Origin of the sequence: Nitrosomonas sp. Nm51, from assembly GCF_900111165.1 — a bacterium.
Lineage (GTDB): Bacteria > Pseudomonadota > Gammaproteobacteria > Burkholderiales > Nitrosomonadaceae > Nitrosomonas.
Genome location: NZ_FOGH01000001.1, coordinates 1 through 25,456, shown reverse-complemented (window position 1 = coordinate 25,456; position 25,456 = coordinate 1). Strand labels below are relative to the sequence as shown.

The following is a 25,456-nucleotide window of genomic DNA, read 5'->3' as shown; positions in this document are numbered from 1 at the left end:
GAATGATACAAACTTATGCGCATTTCATACTTCGTTTCCGCTGGTTAATAATTGTCAGCAGCTTGCTGCTTGTAAGCATCGCAGGTTACGGCATAAAGAATCTTCACTTCAAAAGTGATTACCGTATGTTTTTTAGCGAAGAAAACCCGCAGCTGATTGCTTATGAAAGTTTACAAAAAACATATACAAAAGATGACAACGTCTTACTGGTTCTCACACCAGCTGACAACAATATTTTTTCACCGCAAAACTTGGCCATTGCTGAGAAACTGACACATGATCTTTGGCAAACACCGTATTCAACACGCGTTGATTCAATCACTAATTTTCAGCATAGCTATGCGATAGGCGATGACCTTATCGTAGAAGATCTGGTAAAAAATGCAGAGCAGTTATCCAGCGAAAAAATTTCTCAAATTAAAGATTATGCATTGAATGAACCGCTGCTTGTTAATAGACTCGTATCTCCCGATGCGCGTGTAATGGGCTTTAATGTAGTTATTCAACGGCCAGGCTTTCATCAGGATTCTGAAACCAGGGAAGTTACCCATTTTATCCGCCAGCAAGTCAAGCAACTTAAATCCGCTCATCCAGAAATGGATATCCACATAACCGGATCAGTTATGATGGATACGGCATTTGCAGAATCATCAGAACTGGATATGAAAACGCTGACGCCAGCAATGCTAACCGTCATTATTATTGTCCTGGGATTGCTTGTTAAATCCGTGTGGGGTGTGCTCGCGGCCACGATAATGATAACGCTATCAATAGTTGCCGCAGTTGGGCTGGCAGGGTGGATGAATATTGCTTTTTCACCTTCCAGTATTCCGGCGCCGACTATCCTGTTAACATTGGCTGTTGCAAATACTGTCCATATTTTAACGAGTTATTATCATTCACTGGCGCATGGCATTGAGAAAATTCAATCAATGTCGGATAGTTTAAAAGGAAACTTTAAAGCTATTTTCTTTACAAATTTTTCCACAGGCATCGGTTTCCTTTCCATGAATTTCAGTGAATCACCCCCTTTTCGTGATTTGGGTAATATTACAGCAATGGGTGTTGGCGTTACCTTCATTCTTGCCATCAGCTTTCTACCTGCGCTTGTCACGTTGCTGCCCGAGCCAAAAAATAAATTATCGCTAAAAAGCAATCCTATCTGGAAAAACCTGGCCAACAACATTATCAAACATGGGCGCACTTACTTCGCGCTATCAACAGTGCTGGTTGTTGCGCTGATTGCCTGCATTCCGTTGAACACTCTGGATGACGAGTATGTTAAATATTTCGACGAGTCTGTCCAGTTTCGGCAGGACACTGATTATACGACAGAGCACCTGACTGGTATCTACCGCATCGATTATTCCCTGAAAACCATGACAGACAGTGGGATTAACAATCCCGAATATCTCAGAAAAGTAGATGCATTTGTAGAATGGTACCGTCAGCAGCCGGAAACAATTCATGTCTTCGCTATAACGGATATTCTTAAACGTCTAAATCAGAACATGCATGGCGGGGATCCGTCATGGTACAGGCTGCCGGAAACCGCTGAGATGGCAGCACAATACTTGCTGGTCTTTGAAATGTCTTTGCCCTATGGCCTTGATTTGAATGACCGTATCGATGTTGGCAAATCGGCAACCCGCGTGACTGCATCGTTGCATAGTATTTCAAGTCAACAGGTAATTGATCTGGAAAAAAGAGCACAGGAATGGCTTAAAACATTCGCACCCGAATTAAGCCATAGTGAAGGAACCGGCACCACGCTGTTATTTGCACACATCGGGCAACGCAACATCGTCAGTATGATCGGTGGCGTGCTACTGGCAATTGGCTTAATTTCCATCCTGATGATGTTTGTATTGAGATCAGCAATAATCGGGTCGCTTAGCTTGATACCGAACCTGATTCCGGCGGGGATGGCTTTCGGCATGTGGGCATTACTGGTAGGTCAGGTTGGAATGGCTTCATCGGTTGTTATCGCCATGACTCTCGGCATCCTGGTTGATGATACTGTGCATTTTTTGAGCCGATACCAGCATGCGCGCAAGCATATGCAGCTATCACCTGATGATGCGATCCGCTACACCTTTACGACAGTTGGCAAAGCCTTGTGGGTCACTTCGGTTGTGCTAATTCTCGGATTTTTAGTATTAGCTTTATCCAGCTTTAAAATCAACCAGGAAATGGGAATGCTAACTGCAATAATTTTTGCACTCGGTCTTCTAGCCGATTTCCTGTTACTTCCGCCCATACTCTTGTTTATTGAAAAATTAAAAACCTGTTCAAAAAACAAGAAAATTCTACATATGCAAAATGCAACATTACCTAAGTAGCATAACATTTTAAGATTCTATCAAGCTCAAGGAGAATTTTCATGAGAAACATAATCCTATTCATTTCACTCTTTTCGTTGGTCAGTATTAACGGGCTGGCTCAAACTCCCGAAGAACGGGGTTACTCCATACAAGCGGAGGTCAATCGGCGGGACAATGGCTTTATCGACAGCATGCATGAAGCATTCATGACCCTGCGAAGCGCTCAGGGGGAAGAAAGCACCCGTATTTTTCTGGTAAAAACACTAGAAGTTGAGGGCGATGGCGATAAAGAAATCGGCGTTTTTCAAAGCCCCGCTGATGTCAGGGGCACAGCGGTCCTGACGCATTCACATGGTCTTGAGCCCGATGATCAATGGCTTTATTTACCCTCATTAAAACGGGTTAAACGTATATCAACCGTCAATAAATCTGGTCCATTTGTTGGCAGCGAGTTTGCTTTCGAAGATATTGCTTCCTGGGAACTTGAAAAGTATACCTATAAGTACCTGAGAGACGAGAAGCTTGGCGAATATGATACTTTTGTAGTAGAAAATACGCCTGCATACGAATATTCCGGTTATACACGCCAAGTGGAGTGGATCGATAAAACCATTTACCAACCGCGTAGAATAGATTTTTATGACCGTAAAAACGAGTTATTAAAAACACTTGCTTTCAGCGACTACACGCTGCATTTAGACCGTTTCTGGAAAGCCGGGAAATTGGTCATGACAAATCATCAAAATGGAAAAAGCACTGAATTGCTGCGTAAAAACTACAAATTCAGAAACGGTTACAATGATCGTGACTTTGCCGTCAATGCGCTGAGAAACTTAAGGTAATAATATGATTTTTCGTTATGCGGTTAATTGCTACATTGCTGCATTAGCCGCATTTCTATCGAACACGGTATTCGCCTTGGAAATTTCCGGACATGGATCGCTGGATTTCAGGCTTTACACACAATCTCCTTCCTACGCAGTACAAAATGACGATACTTTAAATCCTTCCGTGATGCTGCAACCGGAATTCCGGCATGAATGGCATACTGGCAGTAATCGTATAACATTTGTTCCATTCGGACGGGTAGACAGTCAAGATAAAAACAGAACGCATTTTGATATTCGAGAGCTGAATTGGTTTCATGTCGCAAATAGTTGGGATTTAAAGCTGGGAGTAAGCAGAACTTTCTGGGGCACCACAGAATCCCGCCATCTGGTTGATGTAATAAATCAAATTGATCTGGTCGAAAATTTATATGGAGAAGCGAAGCTGGGTCAACCGATGGTAAATTTTAATTATTTAAGCGATTTCGGTAATTTCAGTTTGTTCTACCTTCCCTATTTCCGCGACCGCACCTTTCCCGCACGAAGCGGCAGATTACGATTTGAATTTCCGGTTGATACCCATGATCCGATTTTTGACGGTATCGATCGCTGGCACCCGAGTTTTGCAGGGCGCTGGGATCATACCATTGGCCCATGGGATATCGGAATTGCACATTTTTGGGGAATTGGCCGCGAACCAAGCCTAAGATTTTTTGACGAAGGCATATTGCCCAACCAGAGCACCAGCACTTTGACACCGCTTTACGAATTGATTCATCAAACCAGTATTGACATACAAGGCGCCATTGATAATTGGTTATGGAAACTTGAAGCAATGACACGTAGCGGCCAAGGCTCGGGCCGGTTCGCTGCCGTAGTGGCTGGTTTTGAATACTCTTTTTACGGCATCCTGAACAGCAACGCCGACATGGGCATTCTGCTTGAATATTTATACGATGGCCGGGATATAACGGCGCCGCCAACACCTTTTGATAATGATGTGTATTTTGGTGTTCGCCTGAACTTAAATGATGTATCCGATACACAATTAATCGTCGGCAATACCATCGATTTGGAAACACAGGCTTCTATCTTTAAACTAAATGCAAGCCGGCGCTTGGATGAGAAATGGAAAATCGAGGCAGAAACAACACTTTTTTTAAATGTAGCGCCAAATGATTTCACCAAAGGTCAATCAACGGATATTTTAACAGGAATGCGCAAAGATGATTACTTCCAAATTCGCCTGATTCGTTTCTTCTGAGTATATCCTCGATGAATTCCTGTATTAATCAACCAGTATTGTTCCAATCGCAAACCAATGAAATACATCTTTGGTTCACAAAGCCAAATACCATTCACCAAACCGGCCTGCTAAAACAATACAGAAGCTTGCTCTCCGAACAAGAAATATTAAAGCAGCAAAGTTACGTCTTTCCAAATAAACGCCATAACGAATTGATAACACGCTCTTTTATACGAAACATACTCTCACATTACATAAATATTCATCCATCCCGCTGGCAATTTAAAAAAGATAACTACAATAAACCAAAAATTATTCAATCCCTTTTACCTTTACAATTCAACATCAGTCATTCAGATGATTTAATCTTATGCGCTATCACTCAAAACAATGAAATTGGCTGCGATGTCGAAAGTATTAACAGGAACTGTAATTTTCTATCAATCGCTAAAAATATTTTTTCCATAGCTGAGTATTCAGATTTAATCAATACGCCGGTAGGCCGACAACGCAGCCGTTTCTTTGACTACTGGACCTTAAAAGAATCCTACGTTAAAGCTTGTGGTCTAGGATTTGCAATGTATTTAGCGGACTTCGGTTTTCGAATAGGCGAAACGAAGTCAAAAAAATTCAACGACAACATTCAACTTGAATATAAGAACAAGCATTCAGGTCACCCAGTAAATTCGCGCAGCTGGCTGTTCCGCCCCAACAAGAGGCATCGAATAGCGATATCAATCAAAGCTAATTCATTTTGCCAAACAAAAGAATTCAAATTCCGTTTTTTTGAGAATATACCGCTCTACAAAACTACTGAATTGAATGAATTGAATTTCAATGGATAACTCAGTGGATAAGCTGTGAGGCAATGCGACGATAGCATAGCAGTCAGCGCTACTTGAATAGTGATTGAAACCAATTGAGCATGTTCGGCGTCAACAATTTTTCCCAGTCATGAGCGCCCGGTTGTATCGTCTCATCCTAGAGGGTGGTTTTTCTGTAACAATCGAATTAGTTGGCTGGCAGGCGTTATCAAACGCTAACTCTCTGGCAACCGGATGACTTCAGATGATCCTCCGTACGGCATAAACCGCTGGTCAGGGCCGAATGCTATCGTCGTTATCTATGCAGTTTATTTTGCATACTGTTGAAAACCGTTTTCGATGCAACCGGTAAATATCAACCCGCATTCGGTTTATGAAAATGATTATGTAATAATCATATATCTATATTTGTGCCAATCTTGAAGTCTGCGATGCGTTTCATTTTTTACTACGCAATATGGAGTATTTTCTCGGCACCCATCCTGCATGCCGCCGTTATACCTGAACGGATTGCGGTGATCGCCAATAAAAATGATGCGGAAAGTCTGGAAATTGCCGACTATTATCAGCAAAAACGAAAGATTCCTGACGAAAATATTATTCGGATCGCATTTCCGGTAACCGGTTCCATGGGCAGCCACTTATTCAATATCCTGCGAAAACAAATTTATTTGCAGACACCTGATCATGTCCAGTTTTACGTGCTTGCCTGGTCAAAACCCTATAAAGTTGCCTGTATGTCTATCACCAGTGCTATGACGTTCGGATTTGACAGGCAATACTGCGCATATGACTGCTCTCCGACAGAATCCAGTATATATTTCAACTCAGACTCTTCGTCACCCTTCGATGATTTTAAGATACGGCCCACCATGATGCTGGCGGGCAGCAATATACAACGGACAAAAGTGGTAATTGATAACGGCGTACAATCCGACGGTACCTTTCCGAAAGGAACGGCTTATCTGGTGAGCACGACGGACTCAGCACGAAACGTGCGCTCGTATGTGTACGAGAACGTTAAGACGGCGCTCTTCCGCCGTATCGCTATAGACATTGTTGAAACCGACGCACTCCATGCAAAAGCGGACGTGCTTTTTTACTTTACCGGCAGAGCTAATGTAAATAATCTGGAAACCAACCGCTATTTGCCCGGCGCCATTGCCGATCACTTGACTTCTTCCGGTGGCGTGTTGTTTGGCGATCAACAAATGAGCATACTGAACTGGCTTGATGCCGGTGTTACTGCCAGTTATGGCACCGTGACAGAACCTTGCGCGTTTCCACAGAAATTTCCGCATCCGGGTATTGTTATTGATCGATACACGCGGGGCGAATCACTCATAGAGGCGTACTGGAAAAGCGTAGCCTGGCCCGGACAGGGCCTGTTTGTGGGTGAACCGATGGCCGCACCCTTTTACGAGAAGCGCAATTGACAAAATTGCATTGGTTAGGGGGCGTTATCACACAAACCGCATCGATAAATCAATGGCCTGAATATTTTTTGTCAACGCGCCAATGGATATTCTGTCGACCCCTGTCTCAGCGATGCGCCTTACATTGTCCAGGTCAATATTGCCGGAAGCTTCCAGCAAAACGGGCTGACCGGATTTCAGGCTGTAGTGCCGGCTGACGGCAACAGCTTCTTCAAGTTGATTTACAGCAAAATTGTCCAGCAGAATCATGACCGCGCCGGCATCCAGTGCTACACGTAATTGCGGTACGGATTCGACTTCAATCTGGATAAAAATATCTTCTGGCGCAATCGATCGGGCCTGCATCATCACCTCAGCGATGCCGCCCGCCGCAGCGATATGATTTTCCTTGATCAGAATGCCGTCATACAAACCGAATCGGTGATTGCAACCGCCGCCGCATCTGACAGCATATTTCTGCGCGAACCGCAAACCGGGCAGAGTCTTGCGCGTATCGACAATAACGGCTTTTGTACCGGCAATGGCATTCACATATGCCCGGGTCTGCGTTGCCACGGCCGACAGCATTTGCAAAAAATTCAGCGCGGCACGTTCCGCCGTCAGTAGCGCGCGTGCGCTACCGGTAACTTCGCATAGTTTCTGTTCTGCGGTAACAGTATCACCATCTCTGGCCAGCCAGCGTATTTCCGATTCAGGAGACACCGCCTTAAAACAGCCTTCAAACCACTGTAAACCGCATAATACCGCTGATGTTTTACTCACAACATGCGCGGTTGACCGCTGCTGCGCCGGAATCAGCAACGCGGTCAGATCGCCTGCTCCGGTATCTTCCGTCAGCGCCCTGCGCACATTGTTATTTATTTCTTCGATCAAGTTGTATGGCATACCTGCAGCAGTCTTTGTATATTGATTAAATGCTTAGTACGCTATCCTTGTGATATTGCCTGGTACAGCGTTACCATGGCGATATGCAGCAAGGCGCGTTTTGTCATGTACTCAGACAAACGCACTGAGCCTGCCAATATCATATGGATAGAGTGCTAGTATACCGATTTTCATCAGCATCAGCGGCTGCGCGTCTTCAGCCGGGCAATGACCATCTGTAACATTATCGGAATGATCAAACTCTCGAAACATGAAAAATCCCGATTAAACAGATAAGATAGGCGCATCATCAGCAACAGGAGAATGTATGTCAAACGCGCTCGATCTGCTCTCTTATATTTTTTCAACGATGCTGGGTCTCGTCGTGATCGGCTTGATCGTATTCTGGTTTATCCAGGACATTACCCAGAAAAAACATTCTATATTGCGCAACTACCCGATCATCGGGCGGCTGCGCTTCTTTTTTGAAGAGCAGGGAAAATATTTCCGTCAGTATTTCTTTTCGAACGACAGGGAAGAAATGCCCTTTAACCGGGCTACCCGCAACTGGGTATACCGGCATTCCAAAGACAAGGGAGGGGTAATCGGCTTTGGCTCAACCAACGATTTACGTGAGCCGGGATCGATTATTTTTGTCAACGCGGCATTTCCGATTCTGGAAGAAAACCAGCTGCCTACCCCGCCTCAGATCATCGGCGAAGGTTATGCCAGGCATCCGTTCGTTGCAAAATCCATTATCAATATCAGCGGCATGAGTTACGGTGCAATTTCCAAGCCCGCTGTGCGTGCGCTGTCACTCGGCGCCGTTAATGCGGGTTGCTGGCTGAATACCGGTGAGGGCGGCCTTGCACCCTACCATCTGGAAGGTGAATGCGACGTGATTATGCAGATCGGAACCGCAAAATACGGTATCCGCGATGAGCATGGCAATTTCTCCGCGCAACGCGCCACGGAATTGGGAGAAGTCGTCAAAGCATTTGAAATCAAGCTTTCGCAGGGCGCGAAACCCGGTAAAGGCGGGCTATTGCCCGGCAGCAAAATTACAGAAGAAATCGCGATGATTCGCGGCATCCCCGCCTTCAAAGATTCAGTCAGCCCAAACCGCCACAAGGACATTGATAATATCGACGAACTACTGGATAAAATCAATCAGTTGCGCGAAATAACCGGGCGCCCCATAGGCATAAAAACCGCTATCGGCGGCTGGCATTTTATTAATGAACTGTGCGGTCGTATTGTCCATAAAGGTCTGCATTATGCACCTGACTTTATCACCATCGACGGCGGCGAAGGTGGCAGTGGCGCCTCACCGCAGACACTCATGGACAGTGTCAGTCTGCCCATTATGGAAGCGTTGCCGCGTGTCGTCGATTCATTAATCGAATCCAATCTGAAAGAGCGCATCCGCATTGTCGCCGCCGGAAAGCTCATTACCGCAACCCATGGCGCCTGGGCGCTGTGCGCAGGCGCTGATTTTGTGAATACCGCACGCGGGTTTATGTTCTCGCTCGGCTGCATACAGGCGATGCGCTGTCATAAGAATACCTGTCCCACTGGCGTCACAACACACAACCCGCGCTTGCAAAGCGGCCTGGTCGTTGAAGAAAAATGCATTCGCGTTACCAATTACGCCAGAAATTATAACAAAGAAGTCGCCATGATCGCCCACTCATGCGGCCTGCGTCATGCGCGCGAGTTCAGGCGGGAACATGTCCGTATTGTGGAAACAGCCGGCAAAAGCATTGCCATGAACATGTTGTATCCTTATCCTGAAGTGAAATAAAAATACAAATGCAGGACAATTTTGAAATCAATCTTTTAATCTGCAACTGATTGTGAGCATTCTCCGGTATCTCGTGATTAAGGCCACGGATCTCGATTGGCGGCGACGTAATGGACTTTACACATTTGGCGCAAAGCGGCCGTTTTAAAATAAGGTAATGCGCTGCCTATGAGGTTTTGAGCATGCTGATACAATGTCTCACGCTTTGAATTAGTCTGAAGCTCCCTCCAAGTAATCGCACAATTCTTCATTAATATCAACATAATATTTGAGAATTAGCCTGCAAGGCCCTGTCTACACTTTAATATCTTTTAGCAGGCGGAATGCTTCAGTCTGGTTTGGTGTGAGTTGAGTGTCAATTGTGAAAGAAGAGGTATCTGTCTCCTTGCTCTGACAGGTATTACGAACAATCGTTGCCAGGTTATGAAGCAGAGACTGGAAGCTATGTGCCGGTGTTCCATCCGGTCTTTTTTTATGTTGTGCTTTTTCTTGTGCCTCTGGAGAACGTATTGCCGGCGCAACAGGATCCCGTGTCAACCTGGCCGGTTGGTCTTCATCGGCAAACAAAAGCGGCCGCCATGCTTCCATCATATGCCACTTAACATAGCAGGCAAGCATACAGATACAGAGATGCGCTTTGACCCGGTCTTCCTGATAGTGACGGATGGGACGAACCTCCAGATCCATGGTTTTGATGGAACGGAAGACTCGCCCTGCCTGACTGAGCGACTTATAGTGGCGCACTGCATCTTCAGCTGAGAGTTTATCGTCCAGGGCGGGCGGCTCGAATGACGTAAATGCCATCAAGGGCGGCTTCTTCGTCAACCTGTTCGTGGTTAACGCTGAAATTAAATTGCTTCTCTGAAATCTCCAGGTTGAAATGTTTAGCCATCCTGTACCGATTAATGACGCGGCCGACACGCAGACCGATTTTATCTGCGTCTTTGAGATAGCCTCGCGCGGCCATTGCCTGAACCTTTTCCAGCGCTTCAGTGGTTGCCTTTAATAAAGCCTCTCGCTTATGTTTGTACCGGTACGCAAGATCGGGGTTGCGGCAAGCGACCAGCTTTTCTTCAGGAAAGTCAGGATGTACAAATTCAAGCAGATTGCGTTCATCAAATAACGTCAATTGAATACTGCCAGCATCCATCAGCTTACGAATCGCGCCAGTTTTTAACGCCGTTAAAACACAACTAATCGGGATGCCGCCATCTGCGGCATCAATATGTAGTTTGTAACCCGTCCAGCTGGTTTTATAGCCTTTGCTGTTTTTCCCGGCACCTGCATCACATTCCTGGGGCAGTTCATCCGGCACGGCCTCGATACTCATGCCACTTGCCTGGCGCTCAATCCGGGTCAGTGGCTTTGTTCGCACTTCGCCCTTTTCAGGGCGTCATCCTCTCGTCTTGCATTGCATCCCGCCAGACGCGCCCAATTCTCACACTTATTTATTCGCGGCTCCTAATTCAAAGTCTGTTGCTTGATCCAAATGACCACCATAGTCTCAATCTATTGGATATGTTTTGGCGCGAAGCATTGCCAGCCTCAGCCGAACAGATTACTGCCAATAATAATTCTCAGGCTTCAGATAACCTGCGCAAAGCCATTACCGAAACCTTATTGACAAAAGCCGCCGGCGAACACAAAGCGGCGCTCGATGTCATGGCCGGCATTGCGCCGGAAGACGATTCTAATGTGAAAAGACCGGAATCAATTGATCGCGCAAAATAATTAAAAATTATTTATAAACAGATTGTTATATATATAAAATGCAGGCCGAGTGGTATTTCTGGTCGCATCCTGTCACAATCTGTAGTTTTTTATACGTGTGCTACCCCGATAGCATTTGAACATTCATGCGTTACCTCAAATTAACCAACCATCAATTCGACCCCGACGGTCATTGGTATCGACCGTTGGATACAACGGATGTACCCTCTGCGAGCGATCTGGCGCTGTTTGATCAGAACGGCTATGATCTGACCGACCTAGAACAACGCTATGCTGGAGCCAACCGAGCGCATGCGCATGCGCACCGCGAACACCGGTTTGCGCTGAAAGCACCATGGTTCACGCAGCCGGAGCGGGTTGAAGGTGCTGTGCTGAATCACAGCTTGCTGTTTGAGCGCAAAGGTTACGGTGGAGAAGCGTTGCAACAACTGGAACAATGGGCAAAAATCAATCCGCTCATTTACAAGATCATCCGCATCCGCCCGAAATGGGGGCTTGATTTCAGCATGGACTATGCCGACCGCGACGGCAATGTTTTTGAGGTACTGCATTGGGAATACGACAGTTTCGATTACCATGAAGTCGAAACCCGCAAACAGCAACTGGAAGCCAGGCTTGCAGCCATAGACTGGGACGACGCAGCTGCTCGCATTCTGAAACAAAAGGACCAATGGCACCACCTTGATTTCTTCGCGCAAAGCGACTGGAAATGCAATTACTTCGGTATCGTTAAGGAACGCTTCAAGATGGTTATCTGGGCGTAGAGTACAATTGAACAATTTCACCATCATGCCACCGGTAACTGTTGGCAGATGATGTTTCACGAGACTGTCTCATTAACTGTGTAGTTGTCTATCAATAAATACTTCCAGTCCACGATAAAACCTTTTATAAACAGGGTCTGGCGGAGTCGTTTTATTTTTCCGGACTGTTTTGTCTGTTATTGTCTTCATTAGCATCTGTGGTACTGCTTACTTCATCAACTGCCTGACTAATGGTCTCAACTGCCGAGCTGACAGCTTCTTTCACTTTTTCCAATTGCTCATTTCCGGTTTCTGCTGCCTGGTCAATTTGTTTTTCGAGACTCTTTTTAAAAGGTTTTTCGTCGCGGCGTGCCGAACTTAGATACGCGCCCAGCGCCGCACCCAATGCCAAACCTGCGCCAATCAAGACAAAAGGTTGTTCATGCAATTTATGTAGAGAATGCTCGGCTTGGGAATCATTCTGTTGAGTGACTTTTTCTTTGGCATTTTCCGCGTCAGCGTTCTGTTTGTTGTTTGCATTGCCTGCAGTTGAATATTTGTTATTTTTCAATTGATTATCTGTTACGGCATTAGCGCTGCTGTCTTTATGGTCCTCCGCAGTCCCGCCTTGATTTCCGGCAGATTTTCCAGAAACTATCAGCCAGCCCACGCCTAAACCAATTAATGCTGTAGCTACTGGATTTTTTTTGGCAGTTTCTGTCAGGCTGGCAGTATTAATGTTATTTCTCAGAATCTTGTCACTGATATATTCAAAAGCACGATCTAAAAGCTGATCCGGCGACAAACGCCCGTTAATTTCTTCCAGCGTTACACGCATATGCTGACGTGTTTTTTCTATCTCGGTTTCTATCGTTTGGGGATCTTTGTAATTATTATCCATTCAACTTCTCTTCCACCATATTTTTGTCACGTTGAAGTGAATCTGCTGTTCTGGGCGCCAGATTTTCCGGTGCCAAATTTGATTTGCTCATTGTTATGAACATATATCCGATCACACTTGTTAATATGCCTACAATCAATGCAGCTAGCCATGGTGAATAATCAGACGGCAGTAATTCAGCGAGACCGTAAACGACAGCATCAAGGATATAAATCAATCCGACTACTAATAACCCGGCACCTGTTGCCAGCGCTGTTAAACTCCGTTTGGTTTCCGATTTCCTCTCTGACATTTCAGCGATTGCTAATTTTGTTTCTTGACGGATCAAATCAGATGTTTGTCGCGCCAAATCATTCAATAAAGTGCTAAGCGTTCGATCTTCCTTACCGGTATGCATAATGGTCTCCTAGGGTTACCAGATGAGCGATATTCAATTTATATTATTTGTCGCTGTTTTTTTTGATGGTTTCTTGGGTATGATTGCTTGAATTTTTTAAAAATTTGACCAGAAAGAAACCGGCGATAGCAGCGCCACCCAGAACAACTACAGGCTGTCGGCGCGTATAATCTTCAAAATTGCGTACCAAGGTGCCAACGTCACTATCACGAAGTGAACCTGATACTTTATCAAGCGCTTGGGCCGTTTGCCGGGTGCCATCAGCTATCCAGGACTGGCCGTCTTCCATGTTGTCTGCAGTTTTTATTAAAGCGTTAGCAATGCTATTGATCTGCTGCGCTACATTTTGCAGCTGTTGCTCAGCTATTTTACTGGTTTCTTGTTTTGTTTCATCAATTAATTTACTGGCTTCCTCTTTTGCTTCGCTGACAATCTGCTTGCCTTTTTCCTTAGTGTCTTCTATCGTCTGATCAATTTTCTTTGAAGTCTGCTGGCGAGATTGTGTGCGCTTGTTTCTCGTATTCCTCGTCTTAGGTTGTGACATATTGATTTCCTGTTAGGGTTGTGATGACTGTTAATTAATCGCTACATTAATGGTAACTGAAAAATGGAAGTTAAATATGGTCCCAAATCTTTGGACAGTTGCCTTGGGAACTATTTTCCCAAATGCAACGCAATCCTGCAGTGTGATGGATTAATCACAGGCCTGATCTGAAGCTGCTATCAAGGTCTGATGTTTCAATTTTCATTGTAAAGCCAGAAATATTTTTTGATAACTGCTGCACAATCATCGACAAATTGTCAGTGCTGCGGCGCATATCCATGGGTTCAACCGCCAACCGGATTTTTCCTGTGTTTGTAATCGATCCAGACATCTTAATCATTCGCTCAACCATTGCGGCGATATATTTATGACAGTGACCAGACGAGGAAGCTTTTGATTTAATCTCGGCTGAAACAAAAACCGGCGCAGTCTGGGCTGATTGTGGGAACGATAAAATTTCAACCAGTTTTAAATGTTTCGAATGCAGCTTATGCCGATGACAGTATCAGATGGATAAAGTATTAGCCATGTTCGGCAGTAGTCGGCGTGATTATCCTGATGGCTGCTGGCACCAAAGTGATTTCAACTGCCGAATGACCGATGATTTCACCGTCGCCGCGTACCGGCACACGTTTGCTTGTTGTCGTAACCTGAATGTTACGGGTGGCGCGATAGTAGGTCAGCTTAGGTGATAACTTGTGACGACGCCACAAGATGCTGTTTGCAAGCATTAAATAATCTTTCAAGGTGCGCGCATGGACAACGCAAATATCGATATGGCCATCATCGAGTAAAATATTTTCTCCCCAACGAAGTTCAGCAGCACCCAGTCCGCCTACATTGGCGATCATAATAAATGAAGCGTGCAGAAGAATTTTCTGATCGTCTACGGTTAAGGCCATACGCCAGGTGCGGCCGCTCAATAGCTCTGGTAGCGCATTCCAGATATAGGCAACTTGCCGGAAGTGGCGTTTGGCAGCCCGTGAAGTGCGCTCCGCGATCTTTGAATAGACTCCGAGACTGATATGTGAAAGAAAATACTGCTCGCCGACACGCATTGCATCGAGCCGGCGCTGTTTGTCACCATTCACAGCCAATTGGCAGGCTGTGGATAGATCGAATGGAATATCCAGCTCGCGTGCCAGGAGATTAGCAGTGCCAACCGGTAATATTGCCAACGGAATCCCTGTATCAACAAGCCCACTGCCAACCGCAGCTATAGTGCCGTCGCCGCCGGCGGCAACTACGCGACTACAACGATTTTTTACGGCTTGACGCACGGCATGGATGATATCCTCATTTTTTTCGCCGATCGACGTAAAATGACATTCCAGAGAAAATCCGGCATTGGTGCAAGCCTTTGTCAACGTATGCTGTACGGTTTCGGCGTCACAACTTCCTGCAACTGGGTTGATCACGGCAAAAAGCTGATTGTTTTCAGTATGCATGACCGGGATATATAGGTGTTTAATACGAGGCTCTTGGCAAAATCTGCCGTAGTGGGTCAACGCCAATCCTGTGTGCGAAAATAGTTGCTTACACGAGCAAGATGAACGCTAAAGGGGTTAATAATTAGTAAATTTTCACTGCTGCGGGACCGAGACGGACCAAGCTGTATGGATGATCTTTGGACTGTCCCTGAAGCGGCGCCATACCGCGTTATTTGCCGCTCTTTTGGAATAACCAATTTTCGTCAGTTTGTATGTAATCCACGGTTTTAATCAGTATGTTTTGTCCGTAGCATTTGCAAGTTCGTCCAAATAATAGGAGCCATATAACGACAGGATGGTGCGGCTCGACAACCTATCTTTATAAAGACGATGGATTTTTATCATTCTCTATGACGGTATTAATGTTCCGCATCTCTGATTTTATCTGCCTTATCTTCTAGCCGGTCAGCCTTTACTTCGGCAGATTCCCGAATTCGATCCGCCTGCTCCTCCAGGCTGTCGGCTCTTTTTTCTCTGATCTCTTGCCTGCTGTCTTGCATCATTTCATTTGTTTCTCTGATTCGGTCTGCTCGTTCTTCCAATCTGTCCGCTTTTTTCTCGGCCGCTTCGTTCATGCTTTCAGAATCGGGGTGTTCGGCATGACTGTTGAATGTTGCAAAAACGAATACTATCGCCACAATAGCAGTTAATTTGGCTTCAAATATCTTCATCATTTTGAGCTCCTCCTGTTAGCTGATTTTTTGTGAGATCATATCCTTAATAAATGGATATATTGCTGTTTACGGCAATACTGTAATCAGATTATGTGATAGAGGCTATTAACTATGTTAATAAATAACCGCTTGCATATAATCCCGAGTGCATGAAAAGAAGGGAATTTTTATTGTAGTGCAGTCATTTAACGGGTTGATGAAAAACGTTTTGAGGCAGCCGATGCAAGAAAGAAACAGACGAAAGCGGCGTTTATGCATAATAAACGAACATTCTGAATCTGTTTTTAACGATGCAACGGCACGTGGATAGTTTCCAACGGCCTGTTAATTATCACCGTGATGGAGCCATTTTATAAACAGCATTGATCTGATTCCGGGCTTGTATTTTCTGAAACCGTTGAAATTTTGGTTGATTTTTGACTGTGGATACTGGTTGCGACAGCGCGCATGAAATGTTTGAATAATTTGACAACGTGCAATCCGCATGCATGCCGGTCTGTGTCAATCCATACACAAGTTTTTCAGAAGAAAAGTCTGTCTGGCTTTCCGTATTCTTGCATACTACAGCAGCATAGTTTGCCGCTGGTAGTTTCTTTGCGCGATGACACAGTCGATTTACTCGACGCTTTACCCAATTTTTAACATAGTTAATAACAGCTCTCTACAGACCCATATATCGTATACACACATTCTTATTCATTATTTAAAAATCAATAGGAAGTGAAGTGTTCGTAGTAGGCGATAAATTGGTTGCCGTACTGTTTTAAGGAGCCGCGAATAAATAAGTGTGACAATTGGGCGCGTCTGGCGGGATGCAATGCAAGACGGGAGGATGAGTCATAGCCAAGCTATGGCGACGACGAACAACGCCGCAGTGTGCCCGCCGGATGCGATCCAAGTGTTACAGTTATTACAGTTATTTATGAGCGACTCCTAAGGTTTAAATTAGTCGGCAACTTAGGTGGCGCCTGAATTCAAATTCAACAAGCCGCGTAATTTTCTGCTGTGTCAATTTGATTTGGGCATTGTTTTGTAGTAGTAACATCACAAAAAGGAGCGACATTATGAACTGGGATCAAATAAAAGGTAACTGGACGCAAATGAAAGGAAAAGCGCAACAAAAGTGGGGGAAATTGACTGACGATGACTTGGATATTGTTGAAGGCAAGCGTGAAGAGATGATTGGAAAAATTCAGGAACGATATGGTATTGCAAGAGAGCAGGCAGAAAAGGAAGTTGATGAATTTTCCAACAATTGTTAGTTTGAAGTCTAATCCAAAAATTTAAAAACAGCGCCTATCCAAATCAGAATTTTCCTGATTTGGATAGGCTATCTCTACTATCCTGTTTTTGAAGTAAATATTTTGGTTTATCTTATCCATAACATGGAGAAATGTAATGATTAATTTGGCCATTACATTTTTGATAATAGCTATAATCGCAGCATTACTGGGTATTACCGGGGTTGCGGGTCTTGCAATTGAGTTGGCCTGGATCTTATTTGTTGCGGGTGTGATTTTATCAATAGTTTTTTGGATAATTGGGCGGCGGCCGCCACCTGCTTAGTTATTTTAATAATTAATCACCATGTACTGTTGTTATGCGTACAGTACATGTGCCGTTTTTAACCATCTTAGTTTATGGCCCCCAATAAAGGAAAATAAATTATGGATTTGATACGTATCATAATTGCAATATTCATTCCGCCGTTAGGTGTCTTTTTGCAAGTAGGTATTGGGAAGCATTTCTGGATAAACATTTTACTGACACTACTTGGATATATCCCGGGAATTGTGCATGCTGTCTGGATTATTGCCAAAAAATAATACCCGGAAAAGTACTGGGTACAAGATTTCATAAAAACCGCACTACAAATGCCTGTAGCCAAAGTCGCATTAATTAAACTGTCGCCATTTGTTATTTTGCGGTAGTACGAATGGTATCAAAAATCAGATGTAGATCAGAGACTCAGGATCGCTGTTCTATCCATACGTTATTCAGAAATTTCTGCGTATTCATTTGTGTTGAGAGAACTTGACGGAGATGGCGTAACCGTTTCTTCTTTTTTTGAAGTATAAGATATGCAACCAGCCAGTCCTATGCATATAATCGAGACGATAAGATATTTTATATTACTCATGGTTTACCTTTATTTGATGTCGACTAATTAAAAAATATTGTAGATTGCTTTCTATATTCTATTAGAAAATGTGCTCAATAACTAACACTAACGTAATGTATTATATTAACATATTGTGAAAAAAATTGCTGGATGGCTGCATGCTGGCGCAAAAAACGATATGTCAGGTTGGTGGGTGAGAAAAATCGTCAAAAAATTAATATGTTGATGCGGTTTGCTTAAGCCACTTTCATTCGGTTCCCAAAATTAACTGATTAAACAAATGAAACGATTGCAAGGCAAATTAAAATAGAATCATAAGTTCGTATACTTATTTATCGTTTGAGATTATGCTGCGCCGTAAGCAAACTTTAAATCTGGATTAGTTTTATTGCTAAAAGAGGCAAGAAGATTTTCTGTCTGGGCTAGATCACAAGGACGGTATTCAGCAATTTTTTTCAGTTTCTTTATATCCTTTAAGACAACCTGGTCTGCGTGGATATGTACTAAATTGTTAATCCGCAGTTTTTTTAAAGTCCGGTTCATATGAACCAAACTCAACCCGAGTGTATCCGCAAGAAAATGCTGCGAAATTGGCATCGAAAAAGTACAATTTTTTGTTTGACCCACTGCTTCCAAACGGTGAAATATCTCCAGTAGCAGATGTGCCGTCCGTTGATACGCAAGCAGTCGTCCGATTCTGACAGTCTGATCCGCCATAATCGAATCGAGACGACTAAGTATCCAGGCATAAAATAAGCTTAACCTGGGTTGGGCTATAATGGGATTGATAAAGGCATTGAGCTTGAATTCACATAGCTCGAGAGGTGTAATACTGGCCACAGAATACGCCGTATTGGGGGTTAACGTAGCAAGCGGATTAATTATGTCACCTGGTAAATAGAAATTAATTATTTGCCGGCTTCCATCGCTCAAGTCATTGTAACGGTATGCCCAGCCACGATTGACAATATAGCTTTTGTTGGAATGAGTTCCTTGATTTAAAAAGGTAGTTTGCGCATCTAATGACATGGAGTTTTCATGCATTTGAACCAAGGTTGTAAGTTCGGCTTCGTTAAATTCGCATAACAGATTGAATTTTTTTACAAGTGGTAGAGTGAGCGGACTATATGACTTTAACTTCTTCTCAGTTAATTTTGTTGGATTCATCAAATCACCTCGCTTAATAATTAAGTTATGGATTTAATAATTTTGACGAATTGCCTCAGTTCTTGGTCGAGCGATGCCGGGTAATTTTCGTCATTCAGACGTTTTCAGAGTCAGTGCGACACTAACGGAAATATCTATATCATTAATGTTCAATGACTTATTAATTTTTTTGGGATATCAGGAATGTTTAAATACCAGCGAAACCGGTATTAACTAACAACATTCATTCCAGATTATTTTTTTATGTGGATGTGGGTGTGATAGAAAATTAGGCTAAAGCCAGTAAACCACACATTAGCAGAAAAAAACTTACCACGCTCATCGTGATAAATCGTTGTAAACAGCTTATATTAAATCGAGAGGGTTCGTCAAATAATCGTTTGCAATAGCATTCACGTTACGAATAGTTCCAGTGAATATTGTTTTTTAGTATTAGCCAATGAATCGCCGGAACAGGTTTGTGTTAAGGTACTACGGCCATGTTTTAATCTAGCCGCAGTACGGTGCTGCTTGTCGTTCAAAGAAGTCTTCATCAATCTCTGTGCCAACCAATCTGTCCTTTTACCCTTGATTGATGGCAAAACAAAATGCGTGTTTGAAATTGCTATATCTTCAATTAATTGGGTTTACAGTTAAAGATTGACAAAAGCATTTTTTATTCAATCATTGAAATGGCTGGACTTCATTATTAATCCAGCGTTGCAACAAAATTTATCGTTTTTAAACGGGCGGCGGACGTCGTCCGATTATCCAAAAAACAATCGACAAAACCAAACCGACAACAAACAAAATCCATGCAATTTCGACAGCAACGCCGGCAACGCCGGTTACACCCAGCAAGGCTGCGATTATCGCAATAATTAAAAAAGTTATAGCTAAATTAATCATTTTGTAGCTCCTTGATTGCAATTGTAAAAAAGAGCGCACCCAACCGGAATTTGTTGTGATCGAGGTGCGCCGGACGGGAAGTTAATTCATTAAAACACTAGTTTTAATCAGCATCTGTTACAAAATTCATCTGCTTGTTTCTCAGCTTCTTCTTTTTCAATGCCGTATCTTTCCTGAATTCTGCCAACTAATTCCTCACGCTTTCCTTCTATAGTATCTAAGTCATCATCAGTCAATTTACCCCATTGCTGCTGTGCCTTTCCTTTTACTTGCTTCCAGTTACCTTTAATTTGATCCCAATTCATAATACTTCTCCTTGTTGATAAATTACCGCAGTTTAAATAGTTTTATAAAGATCCAATCTGACTGGATATGGATTTTTGAAAATCAAGATTTTTTGAATTTGAATCCGGGAGCTTGTTCAAGCTGTTTTTCAGTGGCGTTCAATATCATTTTGTTGTTAGTTTCGTTCATGCGAAAAGCCTGAAACGGTATTGCAACCGATTTATCGCCCATTCCGAGGATGCCGTCGACCGATACGATTGTGTATGTGACCGTATTTTTATCGTCCAGGACAAAGTCTTCAATTTCTCCCAGTTCCTTACCGTTCCGGTCAATAACAGTACTATCAAAAAGCTTCTTGGCATTTATATCAAAGTCGATATTGGTTGCGCTGTACTTGCTGTTCCCGCTGCTATCCACAGGCCGGTTATCTGTTTGATAATTGCGATCGCCGACATACTCGTATTTAAATTCCGGAATACTTTTTAACTGATCTTCAGACAGATTGACGACAATTTTTTCATCCTGCTCATTGATCTTTAAGTCATTCAGCGGAACTGCAATCAGTTTGTCGCCGATGCCTAACAAGCCACCTGCTGATACGATTGCATAAGTCGCTTTTTCGTTATGGCTTAATACTAAATCATCAATTTTTCCCAGATCATTGCTGTTTCCGTCCACGATGTCCATTTCCAGCAATTTCTTGGCATTCATCGTGTAAGCAAGATTGGCCGGAGCAAATTTTAAATCCATTTCGCTGCGGTCATGTCCGGTGTCTTTCCTGTCGTAATCGTTTTTTTTGGTGGGAGACTTCTGGTCATCACTATCGCCACCTAACATCCCTTGATCCCGGGTGTCGTCGTAATCCGATTCATTACCAGAATGTCTGCCGTGACTTGCGTCCTGGCGGGATTTTTCGGAATCCATATTGCTGCCGCTTTTTTCGCCTGCATACACAGAAAATCCGGTCAGTAATAAAAAAGTTAAAAAAGCGATAATTGACAAATGAATAGTAAACTTAATTCTTTTCATGATTAACTCCTTGAGTTCTTGAGTGAGAAATTACGACTCAATAGCGACGTCACGCTGACAATTTAATTCTTTTTGAAAATGATTGTTATTAACTATGTTAATTGTGTTTTTACGTGTGCGACAGGAGTGGGCCGGCCGGCTCCGGATACGTATAATTTTTACTCTTCAAATTTCGGTACAATATTTTTTCATTACACTGTTTATACAGAGAAATATAGAATATGACTGCCGAAATTTGATGTGTGAAGACTATATGTAAACAAAAAGGAAGTGGATAATCCCTGAGAATGTAATCAAACCCCGGAATACAATCTGACATGCATGATGTATACTACTGTATCTTGATGGATACCCACTGTTCTGCGTCATGCCTGTACCTCATTTATCCGCTGCACTGCGCGGACCTGTTCTGGATCTGGAAAACCGGATTAACGCTGCCAGACCACAGATTGAACATTGGTTGCGCGGCAAGTGGAACGAGTTCAGCATCCCTTTTTACTGCTCGGTTGATTTGCGTAATAGCGGTTTTAAGCTCGCGCCAGTAGATGCCAACCTCTTTCCCGGCGGCTTTAATAATTTGAGTCCGGAATTTTTTCCGCTGTGCGTGCAGGCCATGATGACGGCTGTGGAAAAAATCTGTCCCGATGCGCATAGCATTTTGTTGATTCCGGAGAACCATACGCGCAACACTTATTATTTACAGAATGTTGCATCGATACAGGCAATTATGCAGTATGCAGGATTGAACGTGCGTATCGGTTCATTAATACCCGATATCAAAACCGCTACGATGTTCAACCTGCCCGATGGCCAGTCTATTAAGCTCGAACCGGTGATCCGGGAAAATAATCGTTTGTATGTTGACGGGTTCGATCCCTGTGCGGTTTTGCTGAACAACGATCTGTCAAACGGTATTCCGGAAATATTGCAGAATCTGGATCAGACCATTATTCCACCTTTGCACGCAGGCTGGGCAACACGCCGAAAATCAGAGCATTTCAAGGCATACAATACCATTGCCGGTGAATTTGCCGAATTGGTCGGGATTGATCCTTGGCTCATTAATCCCTACTTTACCTCGTGCGGGAAAATCGATTTCAGGGATAAACAGGGCGAAGATTGTGTCGCCAAGTCCTCGAATAAAATTCTCGGTGTTATTCGCGAAAAATACAAAGAATATGGTGTCAAAGAAGATCCGTTTGTCATCGTCAAGGCCGATTCAGGCACCTATGGCATGGGAATCATGACGGTCAAAGACGGCGCGGAGGTGTATCAATTGAACCGCAGGGAGCGTAATAAAATGGCTGTGGTCAAGGAGGGTATGTCGGTCACCAATGTGCTGGTGCAGGAAGGCGTCTATACATTTGAAAATATTAATCATGCGGTTGCTGAACCAGTGATTTACATGATCGATCATTATGTCGTCGGCGGTTTTTTCCGTGTGCATACCGGTCGCGGCATGGATGAAAACCTTAACGCGCCCGGTATGCATTTTGTGCCGATATCATTCGAACCGGATTGTCTGCTGCCCAGTGGCACTCAGCAGCAGGGTCTGATGCCGCAACGGTATTATGCCTATGGCGTTGTCGCGCGGCTGGCTCTGTTAGCCGCTGCACTTGAGCTGCGGCAAACGGCCGGCTGATTCGGCGCGGCTTCTGATCCCAGCATAACATGAAACTGGCCTTTATTCTCGACCCGCTCGAAGCCCTTAAAATTCACAAGGATTCCAGTTATGCCATAATGCGCGAAGCCGTTGCGCGCGATCATGAGATTTTTGTTATTCACCAGGAAGACCTGTTATGGAGCGACAATTCTGTGGTTTGTTACGCACGCGGTCTGGCGCTGATTGAGCAGGCCGATCCGGGAATAGGCTGGTATCAGGCGGGCGAAAAAAGCATGCAGCCGCTGCAGGCATTCGACGCCGTATTGATGCGCAAGGACCCGCCATTTAATATGGAGTATCTCTACAGCACTTACCTGCTGGAACTGGCTGAAAAACAGGGTGCGCGGGTAATCAACAGCCCGCGCGGCATTCGTGATTTTAACGAAAAACTTGCGATCATCCGGTTTCCGCAGTTCGCGCCGCCGACACTGGTTACGCGCCAGGAGTCGCTGATTATGGAATTTTTGCATCAACACCGCGACATTATCCTGAAACCGCTCGACAGCATGGGCGGGTCGGGCATATTCCGGGTGCACGACGCGGATCATAATGTTAACGTCATTCTTGAAACCATGACTCACTATGGCACACGGACCATCATGGCGCAGCGCTTTATTCCGGAGATCGTCAAGGGCGACAAACGCATTCTGCTGATTGCAGGCAAATCCGTGCCATATGCGCTAGCGCGCATTCCCAAACCCGGTGAGACCCGTGGCAACCTTAATACCGGTGGCACCGGAGTTGCACAACCTTTATCGGATCACGACAAAAAAATTGCGGCCACACTCGGCCCGGAACTGACCGAACGGGGTCTGCTGCTGGTCGGTCTTGATGTTATCGGTGATTGTCTCACCGAAATCAATGTCACCAGCCCGACCGGTATACAGGAGATTTATAAACAAACGGGGTTTAATGCTGCAAAGATGATGATGGACGCGATTGAAGAAAATACATAGATTATTTTCCAGATCAGCTAGTACGCTATCCATATGATACTACCGGGATTGAGCTGAAAAAAAGCCATTGAAACATTTGTAAAAATATAGAAAAACGCCGTTCGTATATAACCGATGCGATTGATTTGCTTTTCCAGAATTTTTAATATTGAATCGAGTGTTTGAACCATCTCTGATAATGTTTTGATTTACTGCTAAGCTGACAGTTGATCCGTGCTACGGCGTGCAATTTCGTTTTAATCATTAGCTGTTATCATCGCGCTCAAATATACTTGACACGCACATGTCTGAATTAACCGTTTTGTTTCTGGACAACCAGCTTGCCCAGAGTTGCGCACTGGTGGCGGTTTTACTGTCGCTACGCATAGCACTGGTCCATCTGATCAAACGCAACCGCGCGATCCTGACCGAAGCTCAGCGGCACTGGATTACCAGCGTCAAGAATTCCAGCTGGCTGATTATCGTATTCGGGTTGCTTGCGATCTGGTGGCCGGAATTGAGCGAATTTGCGATTTCAATTGCAGCCGTCACGCTGGCGCTGGTGATCGCCACAAAGGAATTGATTCTGTGCTTCAGCGGCGCCATGCTGCGCGCGGGAACGGGCGCGTTTACCATCGGCGACTGGATCGAAGTTGGCGCGCATCAGGGCGAAGTCATTGATTACAACATGCTGAACACCACATTGCAGGAACTGGACAAAACACCTAACAGTTACAGTTTTACCGGTAGAACTATTGTGATACCCAATAGTCTGTTTCTGTCCGAATCGATCAAAAATCTGAATTTCTTTAAACGCTATGTGTTTCACCGCTTCAGCATCACGATTGAGCCTTACTTGAATATTGCAGCCATGCCGCGATGGATTATCAGTGAGATTGAGACACTTTCTGCCGACTTCATCGAGATCGCCCGCCGCTACAACACATTTATCGAGCATAGAACCGGCGTCGATATTGCGGGGCCAGAGCCGCGCGTCATGATCAGCACTAACGAATACGCCAAAAGCATCGTCACCGTTATCATCTTCTGTCCTACCGAAAAAGCCGTTGAGCTGGAACAATATATTACGCAGGGCGTGCTGGAACGGATTTATCATGTTAGAGAAACCGCTGATATTGGCATAACGGATCAGTGGAAACAGGGACTGTAAATTAAACTGTGTAACTGTCTGGGTTAAACATACTCAATCAGTCGATCCTCGAATTCGATCATAAACCGGTTCAAAGCCGCTTTCCAGTTTTTTATCGGCATCGTCCAGTTTTTGGAAGCTTCCTGAATTGCCAAAAAGATGACTTTTTTGGCGGAATCATCGGTTGGAAATAATTTACGTTTTTTGACCGCTTTCCGAATAACGCTGTTGAGTGATTCGATGGCATTGGTTGTATAGATAGCTTTTCTGATATCCTCGGGGTATTTGAAGAGCGTGCAAATATTGTCCCAATGTGCGCGCCATGATCGGCTGATCTGCGGATATTTCTCGTCCCAGCGTGCGGCAAATTGATCCAATGCCAGCAAGGCTTCTTCCTCGGTTACAGACTGAT

28 protein-coding genes are annotated in these 25,456 nt (G+C 44.3%); 14 read left to right on the top strand and 14 right to left on the bottom strand.

All coding sequences use genetic code 11. The annotated features are described in order from the left end of the window. Positions 1–2: 2 nt before the first annotated feature. The 5 genes from BMY60_RS00135 to BMY60_RS00115 all read left to right on the top strand — a co-directional run bounded on the left by BMY60_RS00135 (position 3) and on the right by BMY60_RS00115 (position 6,657). The gene (locus BMY60_RS00135; RefSeq protein ID WP_090330273.1) at positions 3–2,342 is read left to right on the top strand and encodes an efflux RND transporter permease subunit; all 2,340 of its coding nucleotides are present in this window, start codon (positions 3–5) and stop codon (positions 2,340–2,342) included. A 41-nt stretch (positions 2,343–2,383) separates the two neighbouring features. After that, positions 2,384–3,166: an outer membrane lipoprotein-sorting protein gene (locus BMY60_RS00130; protein ID WP_090330272.1), complete on the top strand. Its 783-nt coding sequence runs from the start codon at positions 2,384–2,386 to the stop codon at positions 3,164–3,166. 4 nt (positions 3,167–3,170) lie between these two features. Continuing rightward, positions 3,171–4,415 (top strand): hypothetical protein, encoded by a 1,245-nt coding sequence (locus BMY60_RS00125; RefSeq protein WP_090330270.1) that lies wholly within the window; start codon positions 3,171–3,173, stop codon positions 4,413–4,415. 11 nt (positions 4,416–4,426) lie between these two features. Beyond that, positions 4,427–5,242, top strand: coding sequence for a 4'-phosphopantetheinyl transferase family protein (locus BMY60_RS00120; protein WP_090330269.1), 816 nt, complete (start codon positions 4,427–4,429; stop codon positions 5,240–5,242). A 410-nt stretch (positions 5,243–5,652) separates the two neighbouring features. Beyond that, positions 5,653–6,657: a TIGR03790 family protein gene (locus BMY60_RS00115; RefSeq protein ID WP_090330267.1), complete on the top strand. Its 1,005-nt coding sequence runs from the start codon at positions 5,653–5,655 to the stop codon at positions 6,655–6,657. A gap of 27 nt (positions 6,658–6,684) precedes the next feature. Here BMY60_RS00115 and nadC read toward each other — a convergent pair whose 3' ends face one another. Both nadC and BMY60_RS15585 read right to left on the bottom strand, forming a co-directional pair. Further along, positions 6,685–7,542: a carboxylating nicotinate-nucleotide diphosphorylase gene (gene nadC / locus BMY60_RS00110; protein ID WP_090330265.1), complete on the bottom strand. Its 858-nt coding sequence runs from the start codon at positions 7,540–7,542 to the stop codon at positions 6,685–6,687. A gap of 111 nt (positions 7,543–7,653) precedes the next feature. Then, positions 7,654–7,794 carry a hypothetical protein gene (locus BMY60_RS15585; protein WP_177166517.1) on the bottom strand — a complete coding sequence of 47 codons (141 nt, stop codon included), beginning with the start codon at positions 7,792–7,794 and terminating at the stop codon, positions 7,654–7,656. Positions 7,795–7,849: 55 nt separating this feature from the next. On the opposite strand from BMY60_RS15585, the gene BMY60_RS00105 reads away from it, so the two are divergent. After that, positions 7,850–9,325 carry an FMN-binding glutamate synthase family protein gene (locus BMY60_RS00105; RefSeq protein ID WP_090330264.1) on the top strand — a complete coding sequence of 492 codons (1,476 nt, stop codon included), beginning with the start codon at positions 7,850–7,852 and terminating at the stop codon, positions 9,323–9,325. Positions 9,326–9,619: 294 nt separating this feature from the next. Here BMY60_RS00105 and BMY60_RS00100 read toward each other — a convergent pair whose 3' ends face one another. Continuing rightward, on the bottom strand, positions 9,620–10,129 hold the full coding sequence (locus BMY60_RS00100) for a hypothetical protein (protein WP_090330263.1): 510 nt from the start codon (positions 10,127–10,129) through the stop codon (positions 9,620–9,622). Continuing rightward, on the bottom strand, positions 10,089–10,655 hold the full coding sequence (locus BMY60_RS00095; RefSeq protein ID WP_090330262.1) for a hypothetical protein: 567 nt from the start codon (positions 10,653–10,655) through the stop codon (positions 10,089–10,091). Before BMY60_RS00095 ends, BMY60_RS00100 begins: the two co-directional genes overlap by 41 nt. Before the next feature lie 29 nt (positions 10,656–10,684). Between BMY60_RS00095 and BMY60_RS15185 the strand changes: the two genes are divergently transcribed. Together BMY60_RS15185 and BMY60_RS00085 are read left to right on the top strand one after the other, a co-directional pair. Next, positions 10,685–11,056 (top strand): hypothetical protein, encoded by a 372-nt coding sequence (locus tag BMY60_RS15185; protein WP_143057311.1) that lies wholly within the window; start codon positions 10,685–10,687, stop codon positions 11,054–11,056. Between the two features lie 125 nt (positions 11,057–11,181). Beyond that, a complete protein-coding gene (locus BMY60_RS00085; RefSeq protein ID WP_090330259.1) occupies positions 11,182–11,820 on the top strand; it encodes a hypothetical protein in 639 nt (212 codons plus the stop codon). Positions 11,821–11,971: 151 nt separating this feature from the next. On the opposite strand, the gene BMY60_RS00080 is transcribed toward BMY60_RS00085, so the two are convergent. The 5 genes from BMY60_RS00080 to BMY60_RS00060 form a co-directional block, all read right to left on the bottom strand. Then, a complete protein-coding gene (locus BMY60_RS00080) occupies positions 11,972–12,700 on the bottom strand; it encodes a DUF3618 domain-containing protein (protein WP_090330258.1) in 729 nt (242 codons plus the stop codon). Further along, positions 12,693–13,097 (bottom strand): phage holin family protein, encoded by a 405-nt coding sequence (locus tag BMY60_RS00075; protein ID WP_090330256.1) that lies wholly within the window; start codon positions 13,095–13,097, stop codon positions 12,693–12,695. The genes BMY60_RS00080 and BMY60_RS00075 overlap by 8 nt, the downstream gene beginning before the upstream one ends. A 43-nt stretch (positions 13,098–13,140) precedes the next feature. Next, a complete protein-coding gene (locus BMY60_RS00070; protein ID WP_090330255.1) occupies positions 13,141–13,641 on the bottom strand; it encodes a hypothetical protein in 501 nt (166 codons plus the stop codon). 521 nt (positions 13,642–14,162) lie between these two features. Next, positions 14,163–15,089 (bottom strand): diacylglycerol/lipid kinase family protein, encoded by a 927-nt coding sequence (locus BMY60_RS00065; RefSeq protein WP_090330254.1) that lies wholly within the window; start codon positions 15,087–15,089, stop codon positions 14,163–14,165. Between the two features lie 401 nt (positions 15,090–15,490). Further along, positions 15,491–15,805: a hypothetical protein gene (locus BMY60_RS00060; RefSeq protein ID WP_256250590.1), complete on the bottom strand. Its 315-nt coding sequence runs from the start codon at positions 15,803–15,805 to the stop codon at positions 15,491–15,493. Between the two features lie 1,064 nt (positions 15,806–16,869). Between BMY60_RS00060 and BMY60_RS00055 the strand changes: the two genes are divergently transcribed. The 3 genes from BMY60_RS00055 (at position 16,870) to BMY60_RS00045 (ending at position 17,631) form a co-directional block, all read left to right on the top strand. Further along, on the top strand, positions 16,870–17,067 hold the full coding sequence (locus tag BMY60_RS00055; RefSeq protein WP_090330252.1) for a CsbD family protein: 198 nt from the start codon (positions 16,870–16,872) through the stop codon (positions 17,065–17,067). A 136-nt stretch (positions 17,068–17,203) separates the two neighbouring features. Then, complete coding sequence (locus tag BMY60_RS00050) at positions 17,204–17,371, top strand: DUF1328 family protein (RefSeq protein ID WP_090330251.1); 168 nt, start codon at positions 17,204–17,206, stop codon at positions 17,369–17,371. A gap of 101 nt (positions 17,372–17,472) precedes the next feature. Continuing rightward, a complete protein-coding gene (locus BMY60_RS00045) occupies positions 17,473–17,631 on the top strand; it encodes a YqaE/Pmp3 family membrane protein (RefSeq protein ID WP_090330250.1) in 159 nt (52 codons plus the stop codon). A 641-nt stretch (positions 17,632–18,272) separates the two neighbouring features. On the opposite strand, the gene BMY60_RS00040 is transcribed toward BMY60_RS00045, so the two are convergent. The 4 genes from BMY60_RS00040 to BMY60_RS00025 all read right to left on the bottom strand — a co-directional run bounded on the left by BMY60_RS00040 (position 18,273) and on the right by BMY60_RS00025 (position 21,296). Next, a complete protein-coding gene (locus tag BMY60_RS00040) occupies positions 18,273–19,094 on the bottom strand; it encodes a Crp/Fnr family transcriptional regulator (RefSeq protein ID WP_090330249.1) in 822 nt (273 codons plus the stop codon). Positions 19,095–19,814: 720 nt separating this feature from the next. Further along, the gene (locus BMY60_RS00035) at positions 19,815–19,982 is read right to left on the bottom strand and encodes a DUF1328 domain-containing protein (protein WP_090330248.1); all 168 of its coding nucleotides are present in this window, start codon (positions 19,980–19,982) and stop codon (positions 19,815–19,817) included. Positions 19,983–20,089: 107 nt separating this feature from the next. Then, entirely contained in the window at positions 20,090–20,287 is a 198-nt protein-coding gene (locus tag BMY60_RS00030) for a CsbD family protein (protein WP_177166516.1), read from the bottom strand. An 82-nt stretch (positions 20,288–20,369) separates the two neighbouring features. Then, positions 20,370–21,296 (bottom strand): PRC-barrel domain-containing protein, encoded by a 927-nt coding sequence (locus BMY60_RS00025; RefSeq protein WP_090330246.1) that lies wholly within the window; start codon positions 21,294–21,296, stop codon positions 20,370–20,372. A 367-nt stretch (positions 21,297–21,663) separates the two neighbouring features. On the opposite strand from BMY60_RS00025, the gene gshA reads away from it, so the two are divergent. The 3 genes from gshA to BMY60_RS00010 all read left to right on the top strand — a co-directional run bounded on the left by gshA (position 21,664) and on the right by BMY60_RS00010 (position 25,065). Beyond that, a complete protein-coding gene (gene gshA, locus BMY60_RS00020) occupies positions 21,664–22,938 on the top strand; it encodes a glutamate--cysteine ligase (RefSeq protein ID WP_090330245.1) in 1,275 nt (424 codons plus the stop codon). A 29-nt stretch (positions 22,939–22,967) separates the two neighbouring features. After that, a complete protein-coding gene (gene gshB, locus BMY60_RS00015) occupies positions 22,968–23,915 on the top strand; it encodes a glutathione synthase (protein ID WP_090330244.1) in 948 nt (315 codons plus the stop codon). 283 nt (positions 23,916–24,198) lie between these two features. After that, the gene (locus tag BMY60_RS00010) at positions 24,199–25,065 is read left to right on the top strand and encodes a mechanosensitive ion channel family protein (protein WP_090330243.1); all 867 of its coding nucleotides are present in this window, start codon (positions 24,199–24,201) and stop codon (positions 25,063–25,065) included. Positions 25,066–25,088: 23 nt separating this feature from the next. Here the strand turns inward: BMY60_RS00010 and BMY60_RS00005 are convergent. Next, positions 25,089–25,456: transposase (locus BMY60_RS00005; protein WP_143057310.1), on the bottom strand; the 368-nt coding region annotated here is incomplete at its 5' end.